This is a genomic window from Segatella maculosa OT 289, from assembly GCF_000243015.1.
Classification (GTDB): domain Bacteria; phylum Bacteroidota; class Bacteroidia; order Bacteroidales; family Bacteroidaceae; genus Prevotella; species Prevotella maculosa.
Genome location: NZ_JH594501.1, coordinates 67,225 through 80,034, shown reverse-complemented (window position 1 = coordinate 80,034; position 12,810 = coordinate 67,225). Strand labels below are relative to the sequence as shown.

The window sequence follows — 12,810 nt, the reverse complement described above, 5'->3', positions numbered from 1 at the left end:
ATGAAGCAAGTAGAATTGGTGCGAATGGCAATAGCGGCATGTTGTCTGGCGTTTTCGTCAGCAATACATGCCCAATTGTACCATGATTCCCGCATGTTCTCATTTGAAAATGCCAAGGAACTGCAATATATTAAGGTAGAGAAATCCGCTGTTACGCTTTCCGACAAGCATTTCAAGAATGGAAAGAGGTCGCTGGAGTGGAGCTTTCAGGCTGGAGGGGTGCTGAAAATCGACAAAGACTTACAATTTGAGCCTCGCAAAACTGATGGTTTGGACAACTATCTCTCTGCTTTCATCGTTTGGGTCTACAATGAAGCCCCGTTATCTGGGAAATCTTTGGTCTTTCAGTTCTGCAAACAAGGGAAAGTATGCACGTCATTTCCCATGAACCTCAACTTTAAAGGCTGGCGAGGAGCGTGGGTCTGCTACGAACGTGACATGAAAGGAAGCGCAGAACCCGGCATGGACGAAATCAAAATCAAGGCCCCCGACACGCATAGCAGGCTGTATATCGACCATTTGATAACGGCTATCAAGGTAGATCCACGCTATCAGACCGCAGATGAGCAACTTCCGTTTGTCAATCCCAAGACGACAAACGACTGGTTGCAGGTGTTGAAGCATTCAAAACTGCAGCCCGATATCGCCTTGACCCCTGTGACGGAACAGCAAAGCAAGGCTATGCAGCAGATGGAAAAGCGGTTCCGCAGTCTCGTTTATACGCCTGCGAAACTCTATCCCAAGCAGATGGAAACCCTTCGGGACAAGTTTGATGCCTATAAAATAAGGGAAAAGAAAGGCAATATCACGGGAATGCCCATTTGGTTTGTGCGCCATGCGGAGGCCTACGAGCGCATGATACCGGGCTGGGACAAGGAAATTCTGACGCGTACCGGCTTTGAAATGAACGATTATTTCAAGCTTATGCAACAGATTGCCGTGGCTTATAACAATGCCACAGCAGAAGAAGACAAGAAAGAATTGCAAGGAATGTTCCTCTTGATGTATGAACATATCACCGACCAAGGCGTGACTTGGGGTTCATGTTGGGGCAATATCCATCATTACGGCTACAGTCTTCGCAGCATGTACATTGCATATTTCCTGATGAAAGACGTACTGAAGGCCGCTGGAAAGCTGTCCGAAGCCGTAGCCACCATGACATGGTACTCGCAATTGAAGCAACTTTATGTCAAACCCACGGTCAACGGCATGGATATGGACACGTTTAACACGGCTTCCATTGGCTGTATGGCAAGCATTCTGCTGATGGAAGACTCGCCAGAGAAGCTGCAATACGTCCGTTCCTGCTCTCGTTGGTTGGATTGGGGCTGCCGTCCTGCTCCGGGTTTAATGGATTCTTTCAAGATAGATGGGTCTGCTTATCATCATTGTAACAACTATCCTGCCTACGCCATTGGTGGATTGAACGGTGCCACACAGATGATTTACATCTTGAGCGGAACCGAGTTTGCAGTCGGAAAGCTGGCACATCAGACGGTGAAGAACGCGCTTTTGGCTATGCGTTTCTACTGTAATAAGCTGCATTTTCCGCTTTCCATGTCAGGCCGTCACCCTGATGGGAAGGGCCATCTCACCCCAATGCATTACGCTTATATGGCTTTATCGGGGACACCCGACGGCAATAAGCCTGTCGATGTGGACATGGTGGCGAGCTTCATGCGCTTGGTTGAACACACGACATTGCCCAAAGAAAAACAGCTTTGCAGGCAGTTTGCAGCACAAGGTGTCCGACCAGAGGCGGCTCCTCAGGGCAATCTGTCCTTGGGTTACGCCTGTGCTTCAATACAACGTAGAGGAAATTGGTCGGCAGTGGTCCGTGGTATGAGTCGTTACCTGTGGAGTAGTGAACACTATACGAACGAGAATCAGTTCGGTCGTTATCTGGGTTATGGTAGTTTGTTCCTGATGACTGCACCTCAAAATCAGGACGTTACCCCGACGACAAGCGGCTGGCAGGAGGCCGGTTTCAACTGGAACCGCATCCCGGGTGTCACAAGTTTGCATCTGCCTTTGGTCGATTTGAGGGCAAAGATACGCAATGTCGATTTGCATTCGGGCGTGGAGGAGATGCTTTTCTCTGACGAAGCCTTCGCAGGCGGGCTCTCACAGCAAGGTAGCAATGGGAACTTCGGCATGAAGCTGCATGAACACGATAAATACGATGGCTCTTTCAGGGCCCGTAAGTCCTATCATTTCTTCAACGATGTCATTGTCTGCCTCGGAAGCGACATAGAAAACAACGACAAACAACACGACACTGAGACCACGATCTTCCAGTTGGCAGCCCCTGATGCGCAGGTGCAGGCTTATTGGAAGGCCTATCAAGGCGACGGAAAAACATGGTTAGACCATTTAGGAACGGGATATTACAGTCCCAACTCCGCCACTTTTACGGGCCTTGTCAGCCAGCAGTCGCGCGACAACGACACTGATAAGCCCAACGAAGGCATGTGGGCTTCGCTCTATATCAGCCATGGGAAGGCTCCTCGGAACGGCAGTTACGAGTATGCCGTGCTCCCTAATACGACTCCGGAACGGCTGAAAACCTTCGAAACAACGCCCACATACACCGTCATTCAACGGAATAGAGACGCCCACATCGTGCGTTCTGATGCCACGAAGTCGCTCTCCTACGTTCTCTTCGAGACCCCGAAAGGGCTCCTTCCCGGCGGTCCTTTGCTGCAAACCGACACCACTTGCCTTGCCATGATACGTCAGGTAGGCAAGGAAAAGATGGTACTGACGGTCGCACAACCCGACCTTTCACTGTATCAAGGGCCTACTGACGACATCTATAAAGATGGAAAACGCGTAGAAAGAAGCATTTACAGCCGCCCTTGGATCAAGAACCCAAGCCGCGAAATACCTGTAACCGTGACGCTGTTGGGCAAATGGAATTTTAAACAAGACGATAATATAAGGCTGATTGACCGGACTAACAAGACCACCATCATTGAAGTGAGGTGTAAAGATGGACTGAGTTACGATATCGAACTAAACAAACTATAACATGAAAATAAGAAAATTGCTGCTCGCAGCAGGAGTTTTTCTGCTGACTCCGGCCCTTTGCATGGCCAATCAAGGGAATGTATGTAACACCATGAGCGAAGACATCGTCTTTGCATCACGGCAATATTCGTTGATGCTCGACCAAATTGGCCGAAAAGGTGCCGTCCGTATCCCCAAAACCATCGACAAGATGAGCCGCATGGTGTATATTCCGACCGATGATTGGTGCTCGGGTTTCTTTGCAGGAAGCCTGTACTACCTCTATCGGTTGACCAATGACAAGTCGTGGTTGCAACAATCCAAGCGCTTCACCGAGGTGTTAGACTCCATACAATACCTGAAGTGGCACCACGATGTCGGCTTTATGATAGGTTCAAGTTACTTGAACAACTATCGGTTACAGCCCACCAAGGCATACAAGAAAGTTATCATTCAGACAGCAAAGTCGCTTTGCACGCGCTTTCGGAAAGGGGCCGGAGTCATTCAGTCATGGAATACTGACAAGGGATGGCAGTCGAAACGCGGCTGGACATGCCCCGTCATCATCGACAATATGATGAACCTTGAACTGCTGTTCGAGGCAACCCGCCTGAGCGGAGACTCCACTTTCTGGAACGTAGCCATTACCCATGCCGATGCAACGTTGAAGAATCAGTTTCGTCCGGACGGCAGTTGCTATCATGTAGTCGATTATAATCCGACGACAGGTGAGGTGCTTCACCGGCAAACGGCACAGGGATATGCTGACAACAGTGCTTGGGCAAGAGGGCAGGCATGGGCTGTTTACGGCTATACTACCTGCTATCGGTACACACGCAACAAGAAATACTTAGACAGGGCCGTTGCTTCTTTGAACTTTATCATGCACAACAAGAACCTTCCCGACGACCTTGTGCCCTATTGGGACTTTGATGCACCGAACATACCCAACGAACCTCGCGATGCTTCGAGTGCTGCCTGCGTGGCCTCCGCCCTGTATGAAATGAACGAATATCTTCCGGATAGTGGCTATGCGACGCTGGCTGACAGGATTATGCAGTCGCTTTCGACACCCGAATACCGTGCACCATTAGGCAAGAACGGCTGTTTCTTGCTGATGCACTCTGTGGGAAGCATTCCACATAACAATGAGATTGATGTCCCATTGAACTATGCCGACTACTATTTTCTGGAAGCCTTAACGAGAAGAAAATGAAAAACGGAAAGTTGTTCTTAGGCGCCTTGGCCTTGAGTCCGCAGATGATGTATGCTGCGGGCGGTCAAACCACGCGTCCGAATGTCGTCTATGTGTTCCCCGATCAGTTCCGTAACTGCGCATTGGGGATATGGCAGCGTCCCGGTTACGCTGAACATGTGAAGTTCAAAGGCGACCCTACGTATACGCCTCGCCTGAATCAGTTTGCCCATGAGGCCGTCGTTCTGACCTCGGCCATGAGTAATTTCCCGCTAAGTAGCCCACATCGCGGCAGTTTGCTCACCGGTATGTATCCCAACCGCAGCGGCGTTCCCGTCAATTGCAACTCTACTCGCCCCTTCAGTTATATCCGTCAGGAGACGATATGCATGGGCGACGTGTTCAAAGCGGCCGGTTACGACTGCGGATACATTGGAAAGCTACACGCCGACCGCCCCGAAAGGAACGATCCTGACCGTCCCGGCCACTATGTGGAGGACATTATGCCCGTTTGGGACGCCTATACTCCGGCCGAACGGCGGCACGGTTTCAACTTCTGGTACGCTTATGGCACCTACGATGTACATAAGAATCCGCATTATTGGGATACAAACGGCAAGAAACATGAGCCGCATGAGTGGTCTCCCTTGCACGAAGCGAAGGTCGCTGCAGACTATATCAAGAACAAAAATGGGGTTAGAGATGCCAAACGCCCATTCTTTTTGATGGTCGCCATGAACCCTCCTCACAGCCCATATCGGTCAGAAGCCGACTGTATGCCCGAGGACTACGCCCGCTATAAGGACCGTCCTATCGACAGTCTGCTGGTGCGTGACAATGCCGACCGAACCATGTTAAAGACCCGTTCGGCTGCTTTCTACTTCGCATCTGTCACAGGTGTGGATAGAGCTTTCGGCAAAATATTGGACGCTTTGAAGGAAGCGGGCCTCGAAAAGAACACGATTGTGGTCTTTGCTTCTGACCATGGAGAGACCATGTGCAGCCAAGGTACGGAGGATCCTAAGAACTCTCCCTATGCCGAATCAATGAACATACCTTTCATGGCACGCTATCCCGGAAGGCTCACTCCACGGGTTGACTCACTATTGCTGTCGTCTCCGGATATCATGCCGACCCTTCTTGGATTGGCAGGCTTGGGAAACAAGGTGCCCCACAGCGTGCAGGGACGCGACTATTCGGCTTTGTTCATCAACGGAAAAGCCGCAGTGAAGCGGCCCGATGCCGCACTCTACATTCAGAATATGGACGGAACAAAGAACGCAGAAGGCATTGTCAGCGATTATTTCCCTTCCGCCCGAGGCATCAAGACTGGCCGTTACACACTGGCGTTCTATATCAATAGGAAACACAAACGTGTGAAAACACTCTTCTTCGACGACTGGAACGACCCTTATCAGTTGCATAATATCACTCCGACCGACCGACCGATAGACTATGAAAAGCTTTGCTTGAGATTGGGAGAGCTGCTGCATGAGATCGACGACCCATGGTACAAGCAAGGCATATTAAACGAAATCTTAAAATATAAGAAATGAAACACAACAAGAAACTATGGCTCTTGGGCAGCTTGATGGCTGCTTTGCCTGTCTGTGCGCAAGGGCCTTACACCACGGCATGGAATGAATTTGCCACGAATTCCAAGGATAACGTGTTGTTGGATTTCTCGTATGCAGGCTATAATCATGGCCTTTCACTTCCGCCCGAAAGCTATCCGGGCTACACCGTCTATAATGTCATGGACTATGGAGCCGTTCCCAACGATGGAAAATCGGACAGACAGGCTTTGGAAAAGGTTATCAAGAAAATCGGATATAACGTGAAAGCCCACGCTATCATCTATTTTCCGGAAGGAGAATTCATTCTTCATTCCGAAGAAGATGACGTCATAGACGCTGCTACCAACAAGAAAAAGTCGGTCCGTATCAATCTGGCTGCGAACGATGTCATACTGAAAGGCGCCGGACGTGACAAGACTTTCCTCACCATGACGGCCCCGATGCTGCCGGCAGATGAGAAGATTCTCTATAGTTCTCCGTCGATGTTGGGTCTCTTGAACTATGGGACAAAGACCCCGAAAAGCTATGCCACGGTCGTTGGAGCCGCTACCAAGAACACGTTCAAGGTCAAAGTAGACGACACCAGCAAGTTGGCTGTAGGCCAATGGGTGCGTCTCTACATGAAACCGAATAAAGATCCTTTGGTCATCAAGGAGGAACTCCAAGGCAGAACGCCCGAAACAACAATGACCAACCTCACACAAAGCGGTGCGACGGTCGTTGATTACCATCAAATCAAAGCCATTTCGGGCAATGAAGTGACCTTTGAAGAACCCATTATGCATGCCGTCAAGCCCAGTGACGGCTGGGAACTCACCGAATATCGCCATTATGAAGGGCTGGGAATAGAAGATGTGACATTCAGAGGCAAGGCCAATCCGCACTTCAAGCACCATGGTTCTTGGAATGATGACGGAGGTTACAACATTCTCGACTTCATTCGGCTTGTCAATTCATGGCTGCGGCGTGTCTCTTTCGAGAGTGTCAGCGGCTGTGCCACCTTTCAAGACTGTGCAAACGTCGTGTGCTACGATGTGGAAATTACCGGAAACAGAGGCCATTCTGCTGTCCGCATGGCGAGTTCGTCACGTGGATTGATTGCCAATGTCTATGACCACAGCGACGGTTACATGACGAGCGACAAGAACTTCAAGGACCATCGGGTGGGACTGGGCCAGTTTCATGCCTGCGGTGTGTCGAAACCGAGCATCGGAAACGTCATTTGGAATTGTCAATGGGGCAGCGATGCCTGCTTCGAAAGCCATGCAACACAGCCGAGGGCAACGCTCTTCGACTGCTGCAAAGGTGGTTTCATGCAATTGCGTATGGGTGGTTCGCTGTCACAGATGCCCAATCATTTGGACGACCTCACGATATGGAACTTCGAATGCACGACGACAAACCCCCAAGATTTCCCATTCTCGTGGTGGGAAACCGTACGTTCCATCTGGTATAAGTCGTTACCGCCTACCGTTGTGGGCTTCCATGGAGCGCATATCCCGTTTGTCACCGATCAGATGAAGCGAAACGAGGCCCAAGGACAGGCCGTCAACCCTCGCTCGCTCTATGTGGCACAGTTGGAGAAACGCTTGGGTCGCATTCCTGATTGGATAAAGTCGTGGATGGCGAACGTGCAAACGGCCAAGACAACATGGGACTTCACAGTGATGTCGACGGAAGATAAGGCCTTGTTTGAGCAGGATACCAATTGGAACAAGGGGCAGGATGCCGGCCGCAACTATTATATCAACCAGCAAGCCTTGGGCGTTTCGAGCGGTTCTAAGAAGATTTTGCCCAAGGATATCAAGAAATATACGACCCTGATTTCAGTAAACGGCAAGGAACCGGAATGTACGAAGCGATTGCGTTTCGGCGTATATGTGAACGATGTCTGCAAGATTCTTGGCCCCGGAAAGCTCATGCTCTGTTGCGACGAGGGTTATCGTGTGCTCCGATTGAACGCGAATGCCATTGCTATTCTTATCCCTGATTGCAAGAAGGGCCAGCAAATCATTGTTCATAGCAAGTCGGCTTCGAGCCAAGATGCACGCTATCTCAAGGCCGTTTCCAATCTGGATGTCGTGAAAGGTTTCGCAGCTCCCGACGATCCTTCACTCGTTCAAGAGAGCATCGGCAAGGTAAAAGCCGACGGAGATGTGCTGTTGACGACCGTCAATGGCAACTTTCTCTATGACATTATCGTGAAAGATGCGTCGGGAAACGTCGTAACCACCGGGCTCACAGAGCTGATTTGCGAACACCGGACACCGAAAATTGACGCGATATATAACCTGCAAGGCCAACAAGTTGGCACAACCTATAAAGGAATTGTTATTAAAAATGGAAAGAAAATCATTCAGCAATAGTCGCTCAAAGCGGGCAGGAAGTTGGCTCGTTTGCGCCATGTTCGCACTCCCGATGGCTGTCCATGCACAGTCAATCGACCTCGTTGTCAGCAATCCCACGCCCGTTCAGCGTGTGCAAGTGGTTGAGGTCGATGCCAAAAAGGTCTATCAACGCCTGGGACGTGCCTACGGTTCGCCCCTCATCGTGCGCAATGTTTTCAAACAACAAGTGGTCTATCAGCTCACCGCCGACAGTCTTTTGCTCGTCGAAGCGGCCGTTTCTCCACAGCGAAAAGCCGTGTTTCATATCACTTGCGGCATGCCCCGCGCCTTCCAATCGGCCGTAGACGGGCGGCTATATCCGTGGCGTGTGGACGATTTCGCATGGGAAAACGATCGCTGTGCCTACCGTGCTTACGGTCCGGCCTTGCAGCAAACGGGCGAGAAAGCCTTTGGTTTCGACGTCTGGTTGAAGTCGGTTCCCGGGCTCGTCGTGGCCGAACGCTATGCCAAAGTGTATGAAGCCAATCAGGAAGAAAAGCGACTTCGTAGCCTTGGAAAGCAGCAAGAGGCTGACAGTATCAGCCTCAATAACTCGCTACATCGCGACCATGGCAACGGACTCGACTGCTATAAAGTGGGTCCGACGCTGGGTTGTGGAGCCCCGGCGCTGATGATTGGCGACAGCATTGTCATGCCCTACTGCTTCAAGGAATACCATGTGCGCGACAATGGGCCCCTGCGTTTCAGTGCAGAATTCATCTATCTGCCCGTGAATGTGAATGGAGAAAACGGCTTGATTGAGCACCGTTTGATCACACTCGACAAGGGATCGAGCTTCAATCGCATCACCGTTTGGTATGAAAACCTGCGTCATCGGCAGAAGTTCTGTGCCGGATTTGTCGTCCACGATGCCGGTAAAGAGACGGTCCGGCTGGGCAATGACTACGTGCAATACGCCGATCCGACCGACAATCCCGATGGACATAACCTCCAAATCTACGTGGGTGTGCTCTTTCCCAACGTGAAATCGCGACCGCGCATGCTGCAAAATACGCGCTTGTGTAAAGGCGTTTCGGGGCATGCCGTGTGCGAAACGACCATCAATCCGCATGAGAAAATCACCTATTATTTCGGTGCTGGCTGGCCGGGATCGGGCATCAGAGACCAAAAGGCATGGCAACATGAAATCGAATATTTCTGCTCTACCTTGAAAGAACCCTTGAAAATAAACCTCAAATAAAATATATTACGGCAAAGCACGTTAGAATAACGTAGGCTTTGTGCTTGGAAACAAACTTCAAATAAGACATATCGGTGTTCGAATCACGCTTCTTTTGCAAGCGCATCAGGCGGATTTGAACACGCCCTTAGCCTCCTGACATGCAGAAGCGTTGCTGTATCATCCCTCCTTTTATGCAGTAACAACATGGAAGGAGGCTTTTTCATGCCTGTAAATTCCCTCATTTTACGCATCAATCCGGCCATGATAAGGTCGTCGGGATATTGACTTTGAAGTTTGAATTTTGAACTTTGACTTTTATGATTAGTTCTATTAAAAAATGATTTGCAGGCAAGGGGCATGTAGGGACGCACGGCTCGTGCGTCCGCGCAAGATGAATGAAACGCAAATGCATGGTTTTTGAGCGAATGCACATGGCCGTTGGAGCGGACGCACGGGCCGTGCGTCCCTACATGCATTCGAGCGCCCTCGTCCTATCTCCATTTTACGTATCAATCTGGCCGTGATAGGGTTGTAGGGACGCACGGCTCGTGCGTCCGTTCAAGATGAATGAAATACAAATGCATGGTTTTTTGAGCGAATGTACATGGCCGTTGGAGTGGACGCACGGGCCGTGCGTCCCTACATACCGGGCAACAATCAACTTGTCCACTCATCTACTCATCAACTGTCAACCGGATTGATAATCAACGGCTTATATCTTGCGTTCTAATTTCAGTCATTTTGTGCGCCAATCTCACCCATATTACCGTGCAATATGGGCCATATTAGCGCATAAAATGGCTGAGATTGAAAAACGATTTGGGCGAGACTGTGGGCCCTACCGCCTGAGGCGCTGGTTCAATTGCACAATGGCGGGCACGAGAATACACAATGAGAAGAAGATGTAAAGAGCGATAACAACAGGCTTCCCATTTGCAAGCTGACTCAAGGTTGCATTTTCAAAGCCCGGCATTAGATTGGCCATGACATAGACAATGGTGTTGTTGACCCAATGAAGCACTACACCAGGCACGATACTTCCTGTGCGGTAGAACATCCAACCCAGCAGTAAACCCAACAGGAATGCATGTAGAAACTGAGCCGAATTACCGTGGACAAGTCCGAAAACGGCTGCGGAAATCGCGACAGCAATCCAAGGTTTGCTCCCGAAAAGCTTGAGAAGCGTGCGCATAATAGCACCACGGAACACGATTTCTTCAGCAAGCGGTCCCAAGATTCCTATGGCCACATAGCCTAAAGGCTCGTGCATCATTCGTGTGAAAAGCACTTCAAGCTGCTCGGGCATATCCACTTTGAACAGTTCTTCAAGTCCGGAAGCCGGAATGATAATGCCGATTGCCGCAAGAACTACCCACATCAGCGTGGCCCAAGGGCGCGAAACAAGATAGGCACGTGACCTCGATATCCAGCCCAACTTGATGAAAAGGGCGATGACAATGAGGCTGCCGATGATGGAAGATGCGATGTTGAGCGTTACGTTTTGGGTGAGAATGTTTCCAAAATCCTGCTGGGGATCGGGATAGAAGTGCATATAACCGACCACAAGAATCAAGGGAATGGCAAGCTGAATGATGACGAATGTGACGAGATACAGCAGTGTATCAAGTATTGTTTTGCCTGTTTTGTTCATTATTCTATTTCGTTTTTGAGTTGTTCTTTTATTTGTGAACGGTCTTTCCGAAGCTGCTCTGCCAGTTCAAACGCGTTGTTGAACCGCCTCTCTTCGCGGATACGGTGGACGAAAGACACGTGGATTTGCTTGTTGTAGAGGTCGCCATCGAAGTCGAAAAGGTGCACTTCCTGCGTCAATTTCTGGCCTTCGAACGTGGGACGTGTGCCGATATTCATCATACCATGGTGCACTTCGGCATCGTTTTCAACCTTTATGGTCACGGCATATACGCCCGGTTCGGGCGTGAGTTGGCCGCTTTCAGACGTGTCGATGTTGGCTGTCGAGAAGCCCATCTTGCGACCTTGCCCGTAGCCATGCACCACTTTACCGACAAAGGTGTAAGGATAGCCGAGGCATTGGCGGGCCATTTCCACCTCGCCGGCCTGTAGGAAAGACCGAATGACCGATGAACTGACGTTGACACCATGCAGAAGAAAGGCCTCGGAATGAACGACTTCGATGCCTAATTCGCGGCCGTATCGCGCGTAATCGTCGAACTTTTCCTCGCGGTTATGGCCGAAACGGTTGTCGTAACCGATGATGAGCTGCTTCACTTTCAGCCGGTCGCAGAGCACTTGTTGCATGAATTCAAAGGCCGAAAGACGTGCCATTGCCTCGTCGAAATGTAGCACCGCGGTGTTGTCGATGCCTGTTTTCGAGAGCAACAGCAGCTTGTCTTCGAGTGTAGTCAGCAGTTGTGGCACGTAGTTGCTGTGCAAAACCTGTCGCGGATGACGGTCAAACGTGATCACGGTTGAGGCAAATCCGCCGGCTTTTGCAGCTTCTTTGACCTGCTTGATGAGGAACTGATGACCCCGATGTACGCCATCGAAGAAGCCGATGGTAGCTACGCAGGGCGCAATGGCGTTGTTTTCCTCACTTAAAAATATTGTGTTCATAACCTTGGATTCCTTTGAGCGTGGGGCAACAGTGGGCATGTGGGCCCCTGACTGCAATGGGCTTATGCCGCAATTTTATGCAAAGATAGTCTTTTTTTCCTGATTTCTTTCGCCATTTATTTGGTTTTCTCCTCAAAACCCACTATCTTTGCACGCGAATCATCAGTTTCCCGGACTTGTAGCTCAGTTGGTTAGAGCAACAGACTCATAATCTGGAGGTCCCAGGTTCAAGCCCTGGCTGGTCCACTTCAGGAAATCAGCAACTTAGAAGCAGCTTGAGTTGCTGATATTTTCTTTTTATAGATAAGGTGAGACGGCTGCAGAACACTTGTTTTTCCATTTTCTTCATTTCATTATTTTCAGCATCTTTGCTTTATGAAACGGCAATCAACCATGATAGGATTTGCCGAGTTGTTCCTTGGCCGGCGTGAAGTTGGGCCATCGTTTCCCTGCAATTGAGGATTTTTATTGCCGGGCGGAGACGGCAATAAAGGGGAGGTAGTTGGATTTCCAACCGTTCTTGCCACTTTTTGCTGCGGAAGGAATAGCATTATCACCGTGGAGATAGAATCTTATCACCATGGAGATAAATGTTTATCACCATGGTGATAAAGTCTTATCTCCATGGTGATAAGCGCATGAGAATAGGAGGAAAAGGGACGGAATGCCTATGGAAAGACTATTTCCCTCTGACGCAAGCAACGTTTCTCTCTGATGCAAGAATGTTTTTCTCTGACGCAAGCAACGTTTCTTTCTGATGGAAGCGATGTTTCCTTCTGAAGAAAGCGACGTTTTGTTCTAATGAAAAGGGTGTGTTCTCCTTGCTTTATGATTTGCCCGACGCTTACAGAAAGGGCGCAAATC

At 49.9% G+C, this 12,810-nt stretch carries 7 protein-coding genes and 1 tRNA gene; 6 read left to right on the top strand and 2 right to left on the bottom strand.

What is annotated here, in order from left to right; genetic code table 11:
* From HMPREF9944_RS02635 to HMPREF9944_RS02615, 5 genes are read left to right on the top strand one after another with little or no spacing between them, the layout of a single operon-like run.
* Complete coding sequence (locus HMPREF9944_RS02635) at positions 1–3,033, top strand: chondroitinase family polysaccharide lyase (RefSeq protein ID WP_008564281.1); 3,033 nt, start codon at positions 1–3, stop codon at positions 3,031–3,033.
* 1 nt (position 3,034) lies between these two features.
* On the top strand, positions 3,035–4,228 hold the full coding sequence (locus HMPREF9944_RS02630) for a glycoside hydrolase family 88 protein (RefSeq protein WP_008564280.1): 1,194 nt from the start codon (positions 3,035–3,037) through the stop codon (positions 4,226–4,228).
* Positions 4,225–5,763 carry a sulfatase family protein gene (locus HMPREF9944_RS02625; protein ID WP_008564279.1) on the top strand — a complete coding sequence of 513 codons (1,539 nt, stop codon included), beginning with the start codon at positions 4,225–4,227 and terminating at the stop codon, positions 5,761–5,763. Before HMPREF9944_RS02630 ends, HMPREF9944_RS02625 begins: the two co-directional genes overlap by 4 nt.
* Positions 5,760–8,150: a DUF4955 domain-containing protein gene (locus HMPREF9944_RS02620; protein ID WP_008564278.1), complete on the top strand. Its 2,391-nt coding sequence runs from the start codon at positions 5,760–5,762 to the stop codon at positions 8,148–8,150. Before HMPREF9944_RS02625 ends, HMPREF9944_RS02620 begins: the two co-directional genes overlap by 4 nt.
* A complete protein-coding gene (locus HMPREF9944_RS02615) occupies positions 8,125–9,372 on the top strand; it encodes a DUF4861 family protein (protein WP_008564277.1) in 1,248 nt (415 codons plus the stop codon). Before HMPREF9944_RS02620 ends, HMPREF9944_RS02615 begins: the two co-directional genes overlap by 26 nt.
* 820 nt (positions 9,373–10,192) lie before the next feature.
* On the opposite strand, the gene HMPREF9944_RS02605 is transcribed toward HMPREF9944_RS02615, so the two are convergent.
* Positions 10,193–11,005 (bottom strand): CPBP family intramembrane glutamic endopeptidase, encoded by an 813-nt coding sequence (locus HMPREF9944_RS02605; protein ID WP_008564276.1) that lies wholly within the window; start codon positions 11,003–11,005, stop codon positions 10,193–10,195.
* Entirely contained in the window at positions 11,005–11,946 is a 942-nt protein-coding gene (locus HMPREF9944_RS02600) for a bifunctional riboflavin kinase/FAD synthetase (RefSeq protein ID WP_008564275.1), read from the bottom strand. Before HMPREF9944_RS02600 ends, HMPREF9944_RS02605 begins: the two co-directional genes overlap by 1 nt.
* A gap of 172 nt (positions 11,947–12,118) precedes the next feature.
* Here HMPREF9944_RS02600 and HMPREF9944_RS02595 point away from each other — a divergent pair.
* Positions 12,119–12,192, top strand: a tRNA-Ile gene (locus HMPREF9944_RS02595).
* The last annotated feature ends 618 nt before the right edge of the window (positions 12,193–12,810 follow it).